Source organism: Bradyrhizobium sp. USDA 3315, from assembly GCF_054056795.1.
Map to the genome: position 1 here is coordinate 5,582,642 of NZ_JBSRYP010000001.1, position 18,662 is coordinate 5,601,303.

At 64.9% G+C, this 18,662-nt stretch carries 16 protein-coding genes; 8 read left to right on the forward strand and 8 right to left on the reverse strand.

What is annotated here, in order from left to right:
• Window positions 1-154 precede the first annotated feature (154 nt).
• On the forward strand, window positions 155-1,216 hold the full coding sequence (locus ACVIYL_RS25890; RefSeq protein ID WP_051376449.1) for a methyltransferase domain-containing protein: 1,062 nt from the start codon (window positions 155-157) through the stop codon (window positions 1,214-1,216).
• 591 nt (window positions 1,217-1,807) lie between these two features.
• Here the strand turns inward: ACVIYL_RS25890 and ACVIYL_RS25895 are convergent.
• The 4 genes from ACVIYL_RS25895 to ACVIYL_RS25910 are packed head-to-tail and all read right to left on the reverse strand — an operon-like array spanning window position 1,808 to window position 6,337.
• A complete protein-coding gene (locus tag ACVIYL_RS25895; protein ID WP_225644480.1) occupies window positions 1,808-2,608 on the reverse strand; it encodes an IclR family transcriptional regulator in 801 nt (266 codons plus the stop codon).
• Between the two features lie 27 nt (window positions 2,609-2,635).
• Window positions 2,636-3,400, reverse strand: coding sequence for an SDR family NAD(P)-dependent oxidoreductase (locus ACVIYL_RS25900; RefSeq protein ID WP_456780185.1), 765 nt, complete (start codon window positions 3,398-3,400; stop codon window positions 2,636-2,638).
• Complete coding sequence (locus ACVIYL_RS25905) at window positions 3,397-5,124, reverse strand: FAD-dependent oxidoreductase (protein WP_456780186.1); 1,728 nt, start codon at window positions 5,122-5,124, stop codon at window positions 3,397-3,399. The genes ACVIYL_RS25900 and ACVIYL_RS25905 overlap by 4 nt, the downstream gene beginning before the upstream one ends.
• 10 nt (window positions 5,125-5,134) lie before the next feature.
• Entirely contained in the window at window positions 5,135-6,337 is a 1,203-nt protein-coding gene (locus tag ACVIYL_RS25910) for an ABC transporter substrate-binding protein (protein ID WP_456780187.1), read from the reverse strand.
• Between the two features lie 350 nt (window positions 6,338-6,687).
• On the opposite strand from ACVIYL_RS25910, the gene ACVIYL_RS25915 reads away from it, so the two are divergent.
• Entirely contained in the window at window positions 6,688-7,617 is a 930-nt protein-coding gene (locus ACVIYL_RS25915) for an aspartyl/asparaginyl beta-hydroxylase domain-containing protein (protein WP_141342913.1), read from the forward strand.
• Window positions 7,618-7,707: 90 nt separating this feature from the next.
• On the opposite strand, the gene ACVIYL_RS25920 is transcribed toward ACVIYL_RS25915, so the two are convergent.
• A complete protein-coding gene (locus tag ACVIYL_RS25920) occupies window positions 7,708-7,863 on the reverse strand; it encodes a hypothetical protein (protein ID WP_016843659.1) in 156 nt (51 codons plus the stop codon).
• Window positions 7,864-8,188: 325 nt separating this feature from the next.
• Between ACVIYL_RS25920 and ACVIYL_RS25925 the strand changes: the two genes are divergently transcribed.
• The 4 genes from ACVIYL_RS25925 to ACVIYL_RS25940 all read left to right on the forward strand — a co-directional run bounded on the left by ACVIYL_RS25925 (window position 8,189) and on the right by ACVIYL_RS25940 (window position 13,856).
• The gene (locus ACVIYL_RS25925) at window positions 8,189-9,886 is read left to right on the forward strand and encodes an NAD-dependent malic enzyme (protein WP_411782439.1); all 1,698 of its coding nucleotides are present in this window, start codon (window positions 8,189-8,191) and stop codon (window positions 9,884-9,886) included.
• Window positions 9,887-10,140: 254 nt separating this feature from the next.
• The gene (gene ggt, locus ACVIYL_RS25930) at window positions 10,141-11,823 is read left to right on the forward strand and encodes a gamma-glutamyltransferase (protein WP_456780188.1); all 1,683 of its coding nucleotides are present in this window, start codon (window positions 10,141-10,143) and stop codon (window positions 11,821-11,823) included.
• 271 nt (window positions 11,824-12,094) lie between these two features.
• Window positions 12,095-13,459, forward strand: a complete 1,365-nt coding sequence (locus ACVIYL_RS25935; RefSeq protein ID WP_456780189.1) for an MFS transporter — start codon at window positions 12,095-12,097, stop codon at window positions 13,457-13,459.
• A gap of 19 nt (window positions 13,460-13,478) precedes the next feature.
• Window positions 13,479-13,856 (forward strand): SPW repeat protein, encoded by a 378-nt coding sequence (locus ACVIYL_RS25940; RefSeq protein WP_456780190.1) that lies wholly within the window; start codon window positions 13,479-13,481, stop codon window positions 13,854-13,856.
• Between the two features lie 89 nt (window positions 13,857-13,945).
• On the opposite strand, the gene ACVIYL_RS25945 is transcribed toward ACVIYL_RS25940, so the two are convergent.
• Entirely contained in the window at window positions 13,946-14,218 is a 273-nt protein-coding gene (locus ACVIYL_RS25945) for a hypothetical protein (protein ID WP_321176984.1), read from the reverse strand.
• Between the two features lie 208 nt (window positions 14,219-14,426).
• Between ACVIYL_RS25945 and ACVIYL_RS25950 the strand changes: the two genes are divergently transcribed.
• A complete protein-coding gene (locus tag ACVIYL_RS25950) occupies window positions 14,427-14,651 on the forward strand; it encodes a hypothetical protein (protein WP_456780191.1) in 225 nt (74 codons plus the stop codon).
• A gap of 68 nt (window positions 14,652-14,719) precedes the next feature.
• Here ACVIYL_RS25950 and ACVIYL_RS25955 read toward each other — a convergent pair whose 3' ends face one another.
• Window positions 14,720-15,421: a fumarylacetoacetate hydrolase family protein gene (locus ACVIYL_RS25955; RefSeq protein ID WP_028341609.1), complete on the reverse strand. Its 702-nt coding sequence runs from the start codon at window positions 15,419-15,421 to the stop codon at window positions 14,720-14,722.
• A 153-nt stretch (window positions 15,422-15,574) separates the two neighbouring features.
• Between ACVIYL_RS25955 and ACVIYL_RS25960 the strand changes: the two genes are divergently transcribed.
• The gene (locus ACVIYL_RS25960; RefSeq protein ID WP_456780192.1) at window positions 15,575-16,753 is read left to right on the forward strand and encodes a dipeptidase; all 1,179 of its coding nucleotides are present in this window, start codon (window positions 15,575-15,577) and stop codon (window positions 16,751-16,753) included.
• Window positions 16,754-16,759: 6 nt separating this feature from the next.
• Here the strand turns inward: ACVIYL_RS25960 and ACVIYL_RS25965 are convergent, their stop codons facing one another.
• On the reverse strand, window positions 16,760-18,571 hold the full coding sequence (locus ACVIYL_RS25965) for an ABC transporter ATP-binding protein (RefSeq protein ID WP_456780193.1): 1,812 nt from the start codon (window positions 18,569-18,571) through the stop codon (window positions 16,760-16,762).
• Window positions 18,572-18,662 lie beyond the last annotated feature (91 nt).

Here is an 18,662-nt window from a genome sequence, read left to right on the forward strand (position 1 = left end):
CGGATTCGGGAAATCAGAGATGGCCTGCCAAGGCTCGGGTTGCTAGGGTCGGCTCTCTCGGGTTACAGAGCTACTTGCCCTGCGGCTCTTACCCCGCAATCGGCTAGTCAGTAGGGGAGGCAAATGCGCTGCCCCTCCAAAGTGAGGCATCATCATGGGTTTGGCGCTCAACGTTGCAGTCCTATTGCGCGGGTGGCTTTTGGCACACCATGCCAACGGGCCGGTCGCAACGCTTGGTGTGATGGACTGCGGCTTCTCAGAGAAAGCCTTTACTAAAGCCATAGAGAAGGTTTCGCTATGGGCATCCGCCGATCGCCCTATGAGCGCGGCTCGTTATTTTCAAATGTGCGGAGGGCTAAATGATCTGTCAAGCATCGACATCAGCAAATACGAGGGCGCCGATTTCGAGTTTGATCTAAACAATGAAAGTCTTCCACCTGAATTGATCGGCCGCTTCGGCGTGGTGCTTAACGGCGGGACGCTGGAGCACGTCTTTCACGTTCCGAACGCGCTCACCAACATCTCGCGCATGCTGCGTCCCGGCGGCCTTGCCGTCCATATCTTGCCGATGAGCAATTGCGTTGATCATGGCTTCTATCAATTCAGCCCTACGCTCATGCTTGACTATTATGCGGCGGCGAAATTCGACCTGCTCAACTCGATTTCGCTTCACTTCTCTCCGCAGTCGCCGCGCTGGCTCGTTAAACCAGCCCTGCTCGGCTCGTACGGCGAAGGCCTTATCGGCACCTTCGACCAAAGAATCGCCTTCCACATGCTCGTCGCCCGCAAGCGTCCCGATTCCCTCGATTGGGCAATCCCAATCCAAAGCCTGTACGGCCGGAAATTTACAGGTCAACGCCATCTATCCGACGCGATCGAGTGGTTCAGTCCCTTCGAGATTGAGAACGGTCGCCGGATCGAGTCCGGTAAACCGACCGAGTTTCGTATCGAGTCGTTTGCGAGCAACGGCGGCTTAATGTGGGGTGCGACACTGCCGGATTATCTTCCGCGGGGTGACGACAGTACGAGCCCCATAAGTTCTAGCCTCGCATTGTTCGAGGATGGTAAGCTCCTTGGACCACCCCACTCAGCTCATGACACGATCCAGAAAATTGGGCGAGGCGCATATTCGCATTGGGGTGGAGCGCTCTTCTTGTCGTCTAGCGACGGATCCGATCCAAATACGAATGGACGTCAATACCTCTGCAAGCTGTGAGCGAGTCGGCTATATATTGGTCACGCGGACGAGTTTACTGGAAGAACCTGATGAAGCACCGTCTCGAGCTGGCTGCGGACGTATCGATATTGCTTCCCGATCCGTTCGCAGTCCTAATCTAAATAGCTTGAACAGAGCATGAGTGAACGGCACCACAGCTCGCTCATGAACCTGGTGATGGTCGCTGATTTCATCAATCGTGTCATTTCGTCACCGGTCGGTGTCGTGTTTCGCTGTTGGATGCAGCCGCGCAGTATCCCGGGAGGTCGTGGAGGCTGGAGTGCCGCGCGCCGATTCGGAGAGTGTTGCCGACAAGTCTTAAATCTGATTCGATGTTAGCTTGATGCGCCGATCGGACGTACTTTCTTTCGCAAAGGCGCTGCGCGCTTTGAAGACACCAGCCACTACGTGCGCTCGGGCGTCAACCGCATCTCACCGTAACATCCGTGACGATGCGCAGCCCCCCTCGATCGGGTGAGACGGACACATCATACACTGAGTTGTGCTCCGGATAAGCACCGGAGGACTTGCCATGTAGGGCAACTCAGTGGCACTTGCGCGCGAGGAGGGAGCCGGACGAGCGTGCTTAGGTCACGGTCTTTCGGTCGCCGGCGCTGTGCCGTGCCCCAGTTGCCGTGAGATCTCGCCCGCACAATCGCGCAGCGCAGTTGCAATTGCGCTGTCCCAGCTGGCGTCGAAGGTGCCCTCCGGGCCCATCGCTGTGATGACCAGCGCGACGTGGCGGGCGTGATCGAACACCGGCGCGGCGAAGGCGTTGACGCCGGGCAAGGGATCGCCGATCGCCCGCGCCAGCCCGCGGCTGCGGACCTCGGCGAGGATATCGGCCGTCTTCGCGTCCGCCGGCGGACGCTTCGGATTGTAGCCGACGCCGAGGCGATCGAGGCCACTGTCGAGCGCGGTCCTGATCGCGTTCGGCGGCATGAAGGCGGCGAAGGCGCGGCCGGTCGCGGTCTCGAGCAGCGCCACCACCGATCCGACGCGCATCGCGATATGCACCGGATGGCTCGGCTCCTCGAGCCGCACCACGGTCGCACCGTGGGTGCCCCAGACCGACAGCGACACCGCGTGATTGATGCTGTCGGCGAGCGCTGCGATCCGCGGCGTTGCGATCCGTACCGCCGACTGCCGGCGCAGGCTGATCAGGCCGAGCTCGAGCGCCAGCGCCCCGATCTCGTAACGGCCAGTGGTCTCGTCCTGCTCGATCAGGCCGATGCGGGAAAAGCTGACGAGATAGGGATGCGCCTTGGCCGGCGGCATACCGGCTTCGCGGGCGAGATCGCGCAGCATCATCGGTTCGCCGCTGCGGGCCAGCGCGCGGAGCAATTCTCCGCCGACCTCGATCGACTGTATGCCGCGGCTCTCTCTCGTCATGTGGCCCTGTCAGCTCCGACAATGTGCTTATACGGCGAGAAACCCTCCGTCGACCGGCATGGTCACGCCGTTCACATAAGATGCCAGCTCCGATGCGAGGAACACCACCGGGCCGACCAGCTCCTCCGGCTGCCCGACGCGGCCGAGCGGTGTGCGGCCCAGAAATCCGGCGAGCCGGCCCGGGTCGTTGCGGCTCGCTTCGGTCATCGCCGTTTCGATCACGCCGGGCGCGATCGCATTGACACGAATGCCGTCGGCGGCAAGCTCGCGGGCGAGCGCCTGGGTGAGGAGCTTGACGCCCCCCTTGGACGGCGCATAGCCCAGCGTATCGGCAACGCCGAGGAAGGACGCGATCGAGCCGAGATTGATGATCGTGCCGCGCGTCTCGCGCAATGCCGACAGGAAGGCGTGGGTGACGTTGAATGTGCCGGTCAGGTTGACGTCGAGCACCCGCCGCCAATTCTCGCGTGCACGGGGCGAGCCGATGCCCTCACGGATGATGATGCCGGCATTGTTGACCAGGATCGCGATCGGCCCGACCTCGCGCGCCGCACGCTGCGCCAGCGCGGAGCACGCCTCCGCATCGGTGACGTCGAGCTCGAACGGCCATGCCGCGCGGCCGTGCTGGCGAATGTCGGCCGCGGTTTGCTCGGCGCCGGCGCGATCGATGTCGGTCACTACAACGTCCGCGCCATGCGCCGCGAGGCCAAGCGCGATGGCGCGACCGTTGCCGTGCGCAGCGCCGGTCACCAGCGCGCGCTTGCCTGCGAGCAGGGTCGCCATTGCGCTCATGGCGCGCTTCCTTCCGCCGCCACGCCGACGATGTGCCTGCCCGCGATGTAGCCGAAGGTCAGCGCAGGCCCGAGTGTGATGCCGGCGCCGGGATAGTTGCCGCCCATGATGCTCGCCATGTCGTTGCCGGCGGCATAGAGGCCGGCGATCGGCCGGCCGTCGGCGTCGAGCGCGCGGGCATTGGCATCGGTCCTTATGCCGGCATAGGTGCCGAGATCGCCGATCACCATCTTGATGGCGTAGAACGGCCCGTGCCGGATCGGCGCGATGCAGGGATTGGGCCCGTGCAGCGCATCGCCCTGGTAGCGGTTATAGGCGCGCGAGCCCTTGCCGAAGGCGGGATCGCGTCCCTCCGCCGCGGTGGTGTTGAACTCCGCGACGGTCGCCTCGAGCGCCTTGGCGTCGATGCCGGCCTGCGCAGCGAGCTCCGCCAGCGTCGCGCCGCGCTTGAGATAGCCGGTCTTCAGATGATGGCCGAGCGGCATCGGGCGCGGCGGCACGCAGCCGAGGCCGTACTTGCGCAGCGTCTCGTGATCGCAGATCAGATGCGCCGCGATCTCCTCGCCGGGCTTCGCCGCCTTGATCATCGCCTGCACGAAGTCGTGGTAGGAATTGCCTTCATTGGCAAAGCGCCTGCCGTCGGCCATCACCGCGATCACGCCCGGCTTGGCGCGATCGATGAAATGCGGCATCACGCCTTTCGAGCCGTCCTTGCGCGTCGTGACTGAGACCGGCACCCAGGCCGCGGCATTCGGCAGCGAGTCGTCGACGCGGCCGCCGGCGGATTCCGCAAGGCGCAAGCCGTCGCCGGTGTTGCCGGTCGGGCCCGGCGAATAATGCTCTTTTCCAGTGGGGGCGTGCGGAAACATCTTCTGCCGTCGCGCGACGTCATGCGGGAAGCCGCCGCAGGCGAGCACCACGCCACGCTTGGCGTTGACGAGGATCGTGCGCCCTTCACGCACGACGACCGCGCCGCGCACCGCGCCGTTCTCGACGATCAATTCGCGCACCGGCGAGTTGAGCCAAAGCGGGATCTTGAGGTCGAAGGCGGATTTCGCCAGCCGTCCGGCGAGCGCGTTGCCGTTGGTCAGCGTCATGCCGCGGCCGTTGCGCATCACGTCGATGGCGTGCTTCGACAGCCGTTTGGCGACATAGGCCGCCGAGGTCAGCGATCTCGTCGCGCGCATGAAATGCACAATCTCCTTGCCGGAGCCGAGCATCATGCCGAACACGGTGAGCTCGGGCAGGGGGCTGCCGAGATTCTTAAGGGCGTCGCCGAGCTCGTGGGCGTCGAACGGCCGCGTCACCATCGAGCGGCCGCCCTGCGCGCCGCCCGGCGCTTCCGCATGATAGTCCGGGAAGGTCAGCGGCATGTCGAAGCGCACCGCGGTGCTGGTGGTGAAGAAGTCGACCGCCTTCGGCCCTTCGGTCAGGAACGCATCGACGCGCGCGGCATCAAAGCTGTTGCCGGCCTCGTGGCGCAGATAGGTTTTGGCCTGATCGGGGCTCTCCTCGATGCCCCAGGCCTTGGCCAGCGAGGTGCCGGGGATCCACAGCCAGCCGCCGGAGCGCGCGGTGGTGCCGCCGAACCGCGGCTCCTTCTCGACCACCAGGACCTTGAGGCCGTGATGGCCGGCGGTGACCGCCGCCGACAGCCCGGCGCAGCCGGAGCCGACGACCAGCGCGTCGCAATGATACGTTTCCTGGGTTTGTTCGTTGGCCACGCGATCGATCCTATTTCTTGAGCAGCGGGCACTTCGACTCGGAGACCGGACGATAGGCGTCCTCGCCCTTCACCGTCTTGACGATGTCGAGATAGTCCCACGGTTCCTTGGATTCCGAAGGCTTCTTCACCTTCGCCAGATACATGTCGCGGATCACGCGGCCGTCCTCGCGCACCTTGCCGCCATGCACGAAGGTGTCCTCGATCGGCAGCTCGCGCATCTTGGCCATCACCGCCTTCGGATCGTCGGTGCCGGCGGCCTGGATCGCCTTGAGATAATGCAGCACCGAGCCGTAGACGCCGGTCTGGATCATGGTCGGCATCACATTGGCGCGGGCGTAGAACTTCTTCGACCAGGCGCGCGTCTTCTCGTCCATGTTCCAGTACGACGCCGTCGTCATGTAGGTGCCTTGCGCGGCGTTGAGGCCGATCGCATGCACGTCGGTGTCGAACATCAAGAGCCCGACCAGCTTCTGGCCGCCCTGCACGAGGCCGAACTCGCCGGACTGCTTGATCGAATTGTCGGTGTCCTGGCCGGCATTGGCGAACGCCACCACGTCGGCCTTCGAGCTCTGCGCCTGCAGCGCAAAGGAGGAGAAGTCGGCGGTGTTGGTCGGATGCTTGACGCTGCCGAGCACCTTGCCGCCCATCTCGTTGATGAAGCGCGTCGCGTCCTTCTCGAGCTGCTGGCCGAAGGCGTAATCCGCGGTGACGAAGAACCAGGACTTACCGCCTTCCTTGATCACGGCCGAGGCCGTCACCTTGGACAGCGCGTAGGTGTCGTAGGCGAAATGCACCGTGTTGGGGCTGCACAGTTCGTCTGTCAGCGAGCTCGCGCCGGGACCGGACAAGAGCGCGATCTTGTTGCGCTCGCGCACCATGTTGTGCACGGCGATCGCGATGCCGGAATTCGGGATGTCGACGACCGCGTCGACCTTGCCGTTGTCGAACCAGCCGCGCACGACCTGCACGCCGACATCGGTCTTCATCTGGTGGTCGGCGGAGATGATCTCGATCGGCTTACCGAGCACGGTGGGGCCGAATTCCTCGACCGCCATCTTGGCCGCCTCGACCGAGCCCGGGCCCGAATTGTCGCGTCCCCAGCTCGACAGGTCGGTCAGCACACCGATGCGCACGACGTCGTCGGAAACCTGGGCGTGAGCGGCCGTGGTGATCACCGCGACAATGGCTGCCGCCAGAAACTGTCTCATCATTCCTCCCTTTGGATCTCCGCGTTCTTCGGCGGGTCATCTCAGGATTAGGAATTGTCTAATCAGTTTGTCAATGGTGAATTCGATGTGTGAATTTTGTCACAAAGTTGGCACCCGTACGGCGCGACGCTTCACATTTGGTGAGCGAACGCTTACATGGCTCGTCCGGGACGGCACCGCGGCAACGAGTCCGGCTCATTTGCCAGACCGCGCAGTGCCAAGTCACTATGAAACAGGGGAATTTTCGCGGACGGCGACGCGTTTCGCCGCCCGGACTGGGCCACCCGTGAAGGGCAAGGCTCCTGCGGGGCGGGGCACGAAGAGCGTCGGCGGGCAGCGATCATAGACGGATCATGTTGAGACAGCTCTTCGCGCCGCAGCTCGTCATTCTTTACGTGCTGGTGGCCTCCACGCTCTACGTCCACTTCCGCGGCAAGCATCGATTGCGCTTCGCTCGCCAGCTCGGCGATCACTCGACCTACCTCGCGCCCTACAATGTGCTGATGTATGCCGGCTCCGCCGTGCCCAACACGCCGGTGATTCCGGTCGAGCAGTTTCCCGAGCTCAAGAAGCTCTCCGACAATTGGGAGACGATCCGCGACGAGGCCACGCGCCTGTTCGACGAAGGCTTCATCCGTGCCGCGGCCAAGAACAACGACTGGGGCTTCTACTCCTTCTTCAAGAGCGGTTGGAAGCGCTTCTATCTGAAATGGTACGACGACTTCCTGCCGTCGGCGCGGACGCTGTGCCCGAAGACGGTGGAGCTGCTCAACTCGATTCCGAACGTGCATGGCGCGATGTTCGCGATGCTGCCGCCGGGCGGTAAGCTCGGGGCGCACCGCGATCCCTTCGCCGGCTCGCTGCGCTATCACCTCGGCCTCGTGACGCCGAACTCGAACCAGTGCCGCATCCTCGTCGACGGCGTCGAATGCGTCTGGCGCGACGGCGAGGCCTTCATGTTCGACGAAACCTTCATCCACAGTGCCGAGAACAAGACCGACGTCAACCGCATCATCCTGTTCTGCGACGTCGAGCGCCCGATGAAGTTCGGCTTCATGACGGCGATGAACCGCTGGGTCAGCCACAACATCGTCAAGGCGTCGGCGACCCAGAACGTTGACGGCGAGCACGTCGGCGCGCTGAACAAGGTGTTCGGCAAGCTCTACGAGATCCATCTCGCCAGCCGCAAGGTGAAGGAGTGGAATCGGAACGTGTACTACACGCTCAAATATTCCGCGACCGCGCTGATCCTCGGCCTGATCGTGATGTCGGCGCTGCACTGACCGCGGCGGCGTTGCCGCGTTGGAAGCAAAAGCCCCGAAGCATGCTCCGGGGCTTTTTGTCTGGGACGAGAGCTGTGAGGCGGAACAGCGTCAGTCGCGCTCGAAAACCTTGGCGCCAGGGTAGATTCGCCTGGCATAGGCGACGACCCACTCCCTGTCCTGGGTCTCCAGGAACGGAGTTCGGATCTTGCACGACCCGACGATCAGGTGCCACAGGCCGTTCAGCTTCTGAATGTTGACGATCATCTGAGTGGTCCTCGAAACCCGCGTTCCAGTCGACACCTGCCACGCGTGACAGTCTTGCGATTGACGGCTCGGAGCAGTGATCCTGATCACGTTGGAGTAGCCGCGAGTGTAAAAATCTCTCGCCATCGCTCAACTGTACGGGCGTAAGCACGGGCCATCACAAGGAATCAGGCGGGCTATACCAAGGTATGTTGGTGTCGGTCAGGAGGTGCAGCCGCAGCGTCGGGGCCGTTCAACTTTGCGCGGCGGCGCGCCTTCGCGCTCCGATCCGTTACATGGGCGTGATAACGTCCCATCTGGCGTTTCGCATTGAGGGGACCTTGCCATGTCGGAGTCATCAGGAGCTTTTGCGACCACTGCGCTGAGCGGCTACGAGCTGCTGGCCGATCCGCAGCTGAACAAGGGCACGGCGTTCTCCGAGGCTGAGCGCGAGGCGTTCGACCTGCATGGCCTGTTGCCGCCCAATATCCTGACGCTGGACGAGCAGGTCTCGCGCCGCCTCGAGGCGCTGCGCGGCTTTGAGACCGACATCGAGCGCTATGCCTTTCTGCGCGAGCTGCAGGACACCAACGAGACGCTGTTCTACGCGCTCCTGGTCGGCAACCTGGAAGAGCTGCTGCCGATCGTCTACACGCCGACCGTCGGCGAGGGCTGCCAAAAATTCAGTCGGCTGTTCCGCAAGCCGCGCGGGCTGTTCCTCAGCATCCCACATCAGCACCGGATCGATCGCATTTTCGCCCATCCGCGCTTCGATCACGTCGAGGCGATCGTGGTGACTGACGGCGAGCGCATCCTCGGCCTCGGCGACCAGGGCGCCGGCGGCATGGGCATCCCGATCGGCAAGCTCGCGCTCTATACCGGCTGCGGCGGCCTGCATCCGGCGACGACGCTGCCGATCATGCTCGACGTCGGCACCGACAATCCCGATTGCCTCGCCGATCCGCTCTATGTCGGCTGGCGCAACGAGCGCGTCCGCGGCCAGGCCTATGACGACTTCATCGAGGCTTTCGTCGCGGCGGTGGTGAAGCGCTGGCCGCGCGTCCTGCTGCAGTGGGAGGATTTCGCCAAGAACAACGCGACGCGCATGCTCGAGCGCTATCGCGACCGGCTCCTGACCTTCAACGACGACATTCAGGGCACCGCGGCGGTGGCGACCGGCGCCTTGCTCTCCGCGATCAACGTCACCGGCGTGCCGCTCACCGAGCAGCGCGTCGCCGTGCTGGGCGCAGGCTCGGCCGGCTGCGGCATCGCCAGCCTGATCCGCGCCGCGATGGTCGATGCCGGCCTGTCGGAGAGCGAGGCGGCGAAGCGCTTCTTCATGGTCGACCGCGACGGGCTGCTGCTCGAGGGTATGAGCGGGCTCGCCCCGTTCCAGCTTCCGTTCGTGCAGGACAGGCAGGCGATCGCGGGCTGGCAGCTCAGCCATCCCGACAAGATCGCGCTGCTCGACGTCGTGCGCAACGCGAGGCCGACGGTGCTGATCGGCGTCTCCGGGCAGGCCGGCGCGTTCTCCGAACCGATCGTCCGCGCGATGGCCGAGTGCAACAAGCGGCCGGTGATCTTCCCGCTGTCCAACCCGACCTCGCGCGAGGAGGCGACGCCGGTCGATATCGAGGCGTGGACCGAGGGGCGGGCGTTGATCGGTGTCGGCAGCCCGTTCCCGCCGATCATGCGCGACGGCGCGCGCTTCAAGGTCGACCAGACCAACAACTCCTACATCTTCCCGGGGGTCGGCGTCGGCGCGCTCGCGGTCGGTGCCAGCCGGGTCAGCGACGGCATGTTCATGGCCGCCGCCAAGGCGCTGGCCAGCGTCTCGCCGGCGCGCGACAACCCGAAGCACAATCTGCTGCCGCCGGTCAGCGCGTTGCGCGACGTCTCGCAGACCGTGGCGCTTGCGGTCGCGCTGCAGGCGCACAAGGAGGGATTGGCGAGCAACGTTCCGATCGACCAGGTCGAGGCGCGGATTCACGCCAAGGTCTGGACGCCGCGGTACGTGCCGTACCGCCGCAGCGATCGGGCTTAGAGCTCGGCGCGTCGGCGCGGCGCGATCCTCCGGGCCGCGCGCGGCCCCGCATCGATTTTATGACCATCATGATCGGGTCAGGATGGGCTCGACCTCGCTTACGCCTTCTCAACGGGCTTGACCGAAGTAAGAATTTTCTTCAATCTTGGTATGCCAAATGCCAGTGGCGGTCCTTCGGGGATTTGGACGTCGCGGTGTCCGCAGCCCGCGATCGCACAACATCGACACAACGAGGAAACGGGGAGGGAAGTCGAATGGCCAATCTTGGCATGTCGCGCAGGGAGTTGCTGGTCGGGTCCATGCTTACGGCGGTCGCCGCGGCGGCGCCGCGACCGCTCTGGGCCCTCGACAATACGGGTGCGCTGGCGCGATCGAAGACCGGCATGGTGACGAGCCCGCACGAGCTCGCCACGCAGGCAGGGCTCGATGTGCTGCGCAAGGGCGGCAATGCGATCGAGGCGGTCATCGCCATCGGTGCCACGCTGTGCGTGACCTATCCGCATTTCAGTGGCCTCGGCGGCGACAGCTTCATGGTGATCAGTGACCGCAAGGGAAATGTCCGGACGCTGTCCGGCGCAGGTCAGGCTGCGCTCAACCTGCCGAACTACAGCGGCTCGGTCCCGATCCGGGGGCCGGGGGCGGCGCTGACCGCGGCCACGACCGTCGACGTCTGGGACCAGGCGTTCGATTTCAGCCGCAAGTCCTGGGCCGGAAAGCAAAGCTGGGCGTCGCTGTTCGCGCGCCCGATCGAATACGCCAGCAAGGGCTTCCCGGTCACGCCGTCGCAGCGCTTCTGGCAGGACATGGAAGCGAAGAACCTGAAGGACTGGCCCGACATCCAGCGCATCTTCATGCCCGCCGGCAGGATGCCTGAAATCGGCGAGCCGCTGGTTCAGGCCGAGCTCGCGAAATCACTGGAGATGCTGGCGGCAAATGGCGGGCGTGATTTCTATGAAGGAAAGCTCGCCGCGCGCATTGCGGCCGGACTGAAGCAGATCGGCTCGCCGCTGACCGCCGACGATCTGGCGCGCTGCCGCGCGCGCGACGAGACGCCGTTGCGCGTCGGCTATCGCGGCGGCGAGCTGCTCGGGCTGCGCCCGCCGACGCAGGGTCTCACGACGCTCGAGATTATGGGCATCCTCGACCGCTTCGAGCTCGCGAAATATCCGGAAGGGAGCGCGGACTACTATCACCTGCTGGTCGAAGCGGTGAAGCAGGCCTTCATCGACCGCGGCCGCTACATCGGCGATCCGGAATTCGTCGACGTTCCGGTCAATCAGCTGCTCTCGGCGAGCTACCTCGACGCGCGCGCGAAGGCGATTAACGTGGCGAAGGCGATGCCATGGCCGCACGTGTTCCAGAAGGGCGACACGGTTTATCTCGCCGCGACCGACCGGGACGGCAATTGCGTCAGCATGCTGCAAACCGTCTACTACGATTGGGGAAGCGGCATGGTGGCCGGCGACACCGGCATCATCTGGCACAACCGCGGTGCGTCGTTCAACCTCGACCCGGCCAGCCCCAACTGCCTCAAGCCAGGCAAGCGGCCGTTCCACACGCTCAATCCGGGAATCTATCTCAAGGGCGGACGGCCGCATCTGCTGTACGGCACGCAGGGAGCCGACGGCCAGCCGCAGACGCTCGCGGCGGTGCTGACCAGGCTGATCGACTACAACATGGATCCGCTCACCGCGCTGTCGCGACCGCGTTTCCTGCTCGGCAAGACGTTCTCCGATGCGCGCGACAGCCTGAAGCTGGAGAAGGATGCCGGTGAAGCGGTCTTCAAGGCGCTCGCCGGGCGAGGCCACGAAATCAGTCCGATACCGGCCCAGAGCCCGCTCGCGGGACATCCGGGTGCGATCCGGATCGACGCCGACGGAAGCATCACCGGGGCGCATGATCCGCGCAGCGACGGGCGGGCCCTCGGGCTGTCATGAGACGGAGCGCGTCAGATCGACGGAGCCGCCCGGCGGCTGCCGGGCGCATCCGGCAGCCATCTGCGAAGCATGGTCCCCCGGTGGGTGAGCGGTGGCGGACGACGCCCTCGACGCGTTGCGATCCGTCGCTCGCCGTGGCCGACTGAAGGCCGACTAAAGTTCAAGCCTCGACGGTCCATCCCGGTGGAACTTTCCGGCGCGCATTATCGTTCGTACTCAAACGAACCACAGTCAATATCCGTCGGGGGGCCTGTGCGAGGGAGACACCCCCATGGCAAGATTTGGCCCAACGCTTGGTCTGACCCCCGGCCTCGACGCCAACCGGCTCACACCATCCGAGCATCAGCTGCAGATGCGCCGTGCGGTGATCGCCTCCACCGTCGGGACCGCGATCGAGTGGTATGACTTCTTTCTCTACAGCACCGTCACCGGCCTGGTTTTCGCGAAACTGTTCTTTCCGCATTCCGATCCCTGGGTCGGCACGCTCGAGGCCTTCGCCATCTATGCGGTCGGCTTCGTCGCGCGGCCGATCGGGGCTGCGATCTTCGGGCACTATGGCGACCGCATCGGCCGCAAGTCGACGCTGATTGCGACGCTGCTGTTGATGGGCCTGGCGACCGCTGCGGTCGCATTGGTGCCGACCTATTCCAGCATCGGCATCTGGGGCGCTGTGATCCTGACCGTGCTGCGCTTCATCCAGGGCGTCGGCGTCGGCGGCGAATGGGGCGGCTCGGTGCTGATGTCGATGGAATGGGCGCGCAACGATCGCTCCCGCGGCCTGATCGCGTCATGGCCGCAATTCGGCGTGCCCTGCGGGCTGTTCCTCGCCAATCTCGCGGTGCTGGCCTTCAGCCAGATGTCGGGCGACCAGTTCCTGGCGTGGGGCTGGCGCGTTCCGTTCGCGCTCAGCATCGTCCTGGTCGGCGTCGGCCTCTACATCCGGCTCGGCATACTGGAAACGCCTGTGTTCAGCAAGCTGCTGGCCGAGCGTCAGCTCGACCGCACGCCGATGCTGACGGTGATCCGGGACCATCCGAAGGAGATCCTGCTGTCCGCCTTCGCGCGGATGTCCGAGCAGGCGCCGTTCTACATCTTCACCGCCTTCGTGTTCTCCTACGGCACCGGCACGCTGCACGTCTCGCGCGATTTCCTGCTCACTGCGGTGCTCGCGGCCTCCGTGCTGTCGTTTGTCTCGATCCCGGTGTTCGGGCATCTGTCCGACCAGATCGGTCGCAAGAACATGTACATGATCGGCGCGTTGGTGACCGGCATCTTCGGCTTCATCTACTTCGCGATGCTCAATACCGGATCGGCGTCGATCATCTTCCTCGCGATCGTTCTCTCGCTCATTCCACACGACATGCAGTACGGGCCGCAGGCCGCGCTGATCGCCGAAAGCTTTACCGGACGGCTGCGCTACAGCGGCGCCTCGCTCGGCTATCAGCTCGCATCCGTGATCGCCGGCGGTCCCGCGCCGCTGATCGCGGCGTGGCTGTTCGGTACCTATCATTCGTGGGTCGCGATTGCGATCTACATCGCGCTCTGCGCCGTCATCACGCTGGTCGCGACCGCGCTGATGACCGACTACACCGGCAGGGACATCAATGCGGCCGGCGCGCATGAACGCCGGGCTTGAGACAGCAATGGAGCAGCAGATGATGAAATGGCGAAAAGAATCGGCGCTCGATCTCTATAACCTTGTCGCAGCGATCTTCCTGCTCGCTGCGCCGTGGCTGTTCGTGCAGGCCAATCCGACCGCGGCGATCGATCTCAGGATCAGCGGCGCGGCGATCGCGATCATGTCGCTGGCGGCGATCGTCGCGTTCTCGATCTGGGAAGAATGGATCAACCTGGCCGTCGGCTGCTGGCTGATCGTCTCGCCCTGGCTGCTCGGCTTCACGCATACCCGCGCGATGCATTTTGCCATCGCCGCCGGCGCGGTGGTGGCATTCATGGCGCTGCTCGAACTGTGGCTCGAGTACGAGAAGACGCATTTCGGCTCGGCGGCGCCGCAGGCCGCCGAAAGGCAGTAGGATCCGCCGCTGGCGAGACCGAGGTGTGGCTCCTTGTCTTTAAGCATGACCTGCTCGGAAAACCGCTTCGCACTTTTCCGGATCATGCTCTAGCAGCCGCGGCAAATGCCCTTGATCTTGCGGTCGACGATCGCGTCCTCCTGATCGATGACCTGCTGCGATGTCGATGTCGTCGCCGGAATATCGGCGGCGCGCGGCTGGCGATGGCCGACCGGCGCCGACCACGGCCTGCTCGCGGTTTCGTTTGACGCGTAGGCGCGGGGCTGCTGGACCGCCGCCTGTGCGAAGCAAGCGGTCGCCATTGCCGCGGACATAATCGCAGCCAAGCCAAGTCGTACGCCGGGTCGTCGAAGATCGATCATGAAAGTCTCCATGCCGTCATCGCCGCGTTTTGCGCGCGGCCTTGATGACATGGAGTGCCCCGGTCGCTCCGGTATTCCCCGCTCCATCTGATGTGATCGGGCGCTCGCGGCGCGGTGATCGCGCGTGATGAAATAATCTCCGCGCGCTCGCGGTCCTTGATCACAGGAGCCGAGCTAGGTCGGCTTCACCACCGTACGGAGAAATCCCATGACCAAATTGACCCTCGCGGCGCTTGCGCTGGTTGCGGCAGCCGCCTGTTCGGCTCAGGCGTCCGCTGCCGGCAACAACGCTGCGGTGCGGCGCGCCAATGCTGCGATGACGACAACGACGGTCAGCAGCAAGACCACCGATTGCGTGCGCGCGCCGAAGATCGGATCGTTCGCGACCGCCCCCTTCACCGAGCCGCCCTGCATGCCCGGCACGATGCGCTGATGGCGCACAGCAAAAAGCCCCGGACCTGAAGTCCGGGGCTTTGGGCCTGGCCTCGTCCGCCGAGGCGATTATTCCGGCTTGCCGATCGTCACCGCGAGCTTGCCGACGCCGTCGACGCCGCATTCGAGCTTGTCGCCCACCTGCAGCTGCGAGACGCCGGCGGGCGTGCCGGTCATGATGATGTCGCCGGCGGCGAGCTTCACCTGCTGCGAGAGCTGCCAGATGATCTCAGGCACGTTCCAGATCAGCTCGGTGAGGTCGCCCTTCTGGGCTTCCTTGCCGTTGACGGTGAGCCAGATCTTGCCCGCGGTCGGGTGGCCGATCTTCGCGGCCGGCTGGATCGCCGAGCAGGGCGCGGAATAGTCGAACGACTTGCCGATCTCCCAGGGCCGCTCCTTCTTGCGCGAGGCGATCTGCAGGTCGCGGCGGGTCAGGTCGATGCCGACGGCATAGCCGTAGACATGCTCGAGCGCCTTGTCGGCGGGGATGTTCAGCCCGCCGCTCTTCATCGCGACCACCAGCTCGACCTCGTGATGCAGGTCCTTGGTCAGCGGCGGATAGGGGATGGTCGCGCCGTCGGGCACCAGCATGTCGGCATGCTTGCCGAAGAAGAACGGCGGCGCGCGCTCGTCATTGCCCATCTCCCTGATATGCTCGAGATAGTTGCGGCCAACGCACCAGATGCGGCGGACCGGATAGGTGCCGGATTCGCCGACGACGGGAAGCGAGGGCTGCGGGGGAAGCGGAATGACGGTGGATGCGGCGTTCATGAACGGGTCCCGGAGGGTTGAAGGAGGGAGCGCGGGCGGTATTTACGCGCTTACGCCGCTCAGGGCTAGTGGCCGCGGCTGCATCCGGCGCAGAGGTGAGGCCAGCTTTCCGCCGAGCGCGGCCGCCTTTGGTCGACAATGGCGGTGGGGCCCATGAGGAAATGGCTTTCGATCGGCCTGGTGCTGATCGTCGTGGCCCTGATCGCCGCCGCCGCTCGGTTTTTCACGGTCGTCCCGGAGCGGATCGACCGGGCGCAGAACAGGGTCCAGCGCGTGGCGCAGGATATCACGCCCGCCGCAAGGGACTTGCAGGCGACGCTCGACGTGGTGGACATGCATGCGGACAGCCTGCTGTGGAAGCGTGACCTGATCGCGCGATCCGATCGCGGCCATATCGATCTGCCGCGACTGATCGAGGGACACTACGCGCTGCAGGTGTTCTCATCTGTCACCAAGTCGCCCAAGGGCCAGAACTATGATGCCAACGGCGCCGATACCGACACTATCACGAACCTCGCCATCATCGATCTGCAGCCGCCGCGGACGTGGTTCTCGTTGCTGCAGCGCTCGCTATGGCATGCCGAGAAACTGCGGAGCTTCGCCGAACAGTCCGCCGGGCGGCTGCGCCTGATCGCAACGCCGGCCGACCTCGACCGCCTGCTCGCCGACCGCAAGAGCGGCGCGACGGTGGTTGGCGGCATGCTTTCGATCGAGGGTTTGCAGGACATCGAGGGCAACATCGCCAATCTCGACATGCTCTATGCCGCCGGATTCAGAATGGCCGGTCTCGCGCATTTCTTCGACAATGACGTCGCGGGCTCGATGCATGGCGTCGCAAAGGGCGGACTGACGCCGCTCGGCCGGCAGGTGGTGCAGCGGATGGAGGCGATGGGCATGATCGTCGACCTCGCGCATGCCAGCCACGCGGCGGTCGCCGAGGTGCTGGCGATGGCGACGCGCCCGGTGGTCTCGAGCCACGGCGGCGTTCAGGCGACGTGCAAGGTCAACCGCAACCTCACCGACGACGAAGTCCGGGGTGTCGCGCGGACCGGCGGCGTGGTCGGCATCGGTTTCTGGCAAGGGGCGGTCTGCTCGCTCGATTCGAACAATGTCGCGCGGGCGATCGCCCATGTCCGCGACCTGGTCGGAATCGACCATGTCGGCCTCGGCTCGGATTTCGACGGCTCGACCACCACGGGCTTCGATGCCGGCGGGATCGTCGCCGTGACCCAGGCGCTGATGTCGCGCGGGTTCTCGGAGGACGACATCCGCAAGGTCATGGGCGGCAATGTCCTGCGCGTGCTGCGCGCAGGCATGGCCCCGAGGGGGTGAGACGCCCTAGCCGGTGGCGCTGATCGGCGCCAGCGCCAGCGGCGACGGGTCGTGGTGGTGCTGCAAGCGGAAGAACGAGGCGTAGCGGCCGCCGCGGCGCAGCAGCTCTTCGTGCCGTCCGCGCTCGACGATCTCGCCGCCCTCGACCACCAGGATCGCATCGGCATGCATGATGGTGTGCAGGCGGTGCGCGATCACGATCGTGGTGCGGCCCTGGCAGAGATGCTCGATCGCTTCCTGCACCTGCTTCTCGGACTCCGAGTCGAGCGCGGCGGTGGCCTCGTCGAGCAGGATGATCGGCGCGTTCTTGATCAGCGCGCGGGCGACCGCGATGCGCTGGCGCTGCCCGCCGGACAGCTGGGTGCCGTGCTCGCCGACCGGCGTGTCGTAGCCGAGCGGGAAGCTCATGATGAAGTCGTGCGCGCAGGCGGCCTTGGCGGCGTCGACGATCTCTTGCTCGGTGGCGCCCTGCTTGCCGAAGGCGATGTTGGCACGGATGGTATCGCGGAACAGATAGACGTCCTGTCCGACATAGGCGGTCTGCTGCCGCAGCGACTTGCGCGACACTGACGAGATCGGCTGTCCGTCGATCAGGATGTCGCCCTCGCGCGTCTCGTAGAAACGAAGCAGCAAGGCCAGCACGGTTGATTTGCCGCCGCCGGAGGGGCCGACCAGCGCGGTCACCTTGCCGGGCTCGGCCACGAAGCTCATGCGGTTCAGCACCGGCTCGCCCGGCCGATAGGCGAAGCTGACGTCGCGCAGCTCGATCCGCGCGTCGGAGAGTTTCAGGGCCGGCTTGCCGTCATCGGACTGTTCGCTCGCGGGGCTATCGACCACCTCGAGCAGCATCCGCGCGCCGACCAGCTGGCTGTTGAGATCGATGTTGAGCCGCGCCAGCCGCTTGGCCGGCTCGGTCGCCATCAGGAAGGCGGTCAGGAACGTGAAGAACTGGCCCGGGGTGGAACCGAGCGCCACCACGCTGTAGCCGCCATACATCAGGCAGCCGGCGACCGCGAAGCCGCCGAGCATCTCCATCAGCGGATTGGAGCGGTTGGCGACGCGCGCCATCTTGTTGGCATTGCTCTCGACGGTTGCGATGTGCTCGTCGATCCGCTGCTGCATGGTGCCTTCCAGCGTGAACGCTTTCACGGTGCGGATGCCCTGCAGCGATTCCTGCATCGTCTCCATGATGTCGGCGGTGCCGGTGAACTGGTTGTAGGCGAGCCCCTTGATCCGCTTCACCAGCCTGCGCAGCATCAGCATCGCCGGCGGCACCGCCACGAGCCCGATGAACGACATCAGCGGGTCCTGCCAGACCATGACGGCGACCATGCTGATCAGCATCAGGAAGTCGCGGCCGATCGCATTGACCAGCATGTTGAGTACGTCGGTGATCGACTTGGCGCCGGCGGTCAGCCGCGCCAGGAATTCCGACGAGTGCCGCTGCGAGAAGAAGCCGATGCTCTCGCTCATCAGCTTGGCGAACAGTTGCCGCTGGTTGCTGGCGAGGATGGCGTTGGAGATCTTGTTCAGGATCACCATGTGGCCGTAGGTCGCCACGCCCTTGATGAACAGCAGCACCACCGTGATCCCGGCGAACATGGCGATGCCGGGGATGTTCTTGTCGACATAGGCCTGGTTGATCACCTGGCCGAGCACGTAGGTGGCGCCGGCCGTCGAGCCGGCCGCAATGGCCATCAGGGCGAACGCTGTCAGATAGCGCCGCCAATAGGTAATCCCTTGTTCCATGACCAGGCGGCGAATCAGGATCGCCGCGCCATAGGGATCGTCGGTAATTTTCTTTGGAAACTGGGCCATCCGCGTTCCATTGACGGCGGGCAGCGCCGGCCGTCAGGGTTGCGGGACCTCCTTGCCCGCTTGGCGGGGCTTTTTCAAGTACAATAACTGC

Excerpts from the sequence above, each read along its gene's own strand:
- ACVIYL_RS25890 (WP_051376449.1), top strand. The coding sequence starts at position 155 with ATGGGTTTGGCGCTCAACGTTGCAGTCCTATTGCGCGGGTGGCTTTTG.
- ACVIYL_RS25895 (WP_225644480.1), bottom strand. The coding sequence starts at position 2,608 with ATGACGAGAGAGAGCCGCGGCATACAGTCGATCGAGGTCGGCGGAGAA.
- ACVIYL_RS25900 (WP_456780185.1), bottom strand. The coding sequence starts at position 3,400 with ATGAGCGCAATGGCGACCCTGCTCGCAGGCAAGCGCGCGCTGGTGACC.
- ACVIYL_RS25910 (WP_456780187.1), bottom strand. The coding sequence starts at position 6,337 with ATGATGAGACAGTTTCTGGCGGCAGCCATTGTCGCGGTGATCACCACG.
- ACVIYL_RS25915 (WP_141342913.1), top strand. The coding sequence starts at position 6,688 with ATGTTGAGACAGCTCTTCGCGCCGCAGCTCGTCATTCTTTACGTGCTG.
- ACVIYL_RS25920 (WP_016843659.1), bottom strand. The coding sequence starts at position 7,863 with ATGATCGTCAACATTCAGAAGCTGAACGGCCTGTGGCACCTGATCGTC.
- ACVIYL_RS25925 (WP_411782439.1), top strand. The coding sequence starts at position 8,189 with ATGTCGGAGTCATCAGGAGCTTTTGCGACCACTGCGCTGAGCGGCTAC.
- ggt (WP_456780188.1), top strand. The coding sequence starts at position 10,141 with ATGGCCAATCTTGGCATGTCGCGCAGGGAGTTGCTGGTCGGGTCCATG.
- ACVIYL_RS25935 (WP_456780189.1), top strand. The coding sequence starts at position 12,095 with ATGGCAAGATTTGGCCCAACGCTTGGTCTGACCCCCGGCCTCGACGCC.
- ACVIYL_RS25940 (WP_456780190.1), top strand. The coding sequence starts at position 13,479 with ATGATGAAATGGCGAAAAGAATCGGCGCTCGATCTCTATAACCTTGTC.
- ACVIYL_RS25945 (WP_321176984.1), bottom strand. The coding sequence starts at position 14,218 with ATGATCGATCTTCGACGACCCGGCGTACGACTTGGCTTGGCTGCGATT.
- ACVIYL_RS25950 (WP_456780191.1), top strand. The coding sequence starts at position 14,427 with ATGACCAAATTGACCCTCGCGGCGCTTGCGCTGGTTGCGGCAGCCGCC.
- ACVIYL_RS25955 (WP_028341609.1), bottom strand. The coding sequence starts at position 15,421 with ATGAACGCCGCATCCACCGTCATTCCGCTTCCCCCGCAGCCCTCGCTT.
- ACVIYL_RS25960 (WP_456780192.1), top strand. The coding sequence starts at position 15,575 with ATGAGGAAATGGCTTTCGATCGGCCTGGTGCTGATCGTCGTGGCCCTG.
- ACVIYL_RS25965 (WP_456780193.1), bottom strand. The coding sequence starts at position 18,571 with ATGGCCCAGTTTCCAAAGAAAATTACCGACGATCCCTATGGCGCGGCG.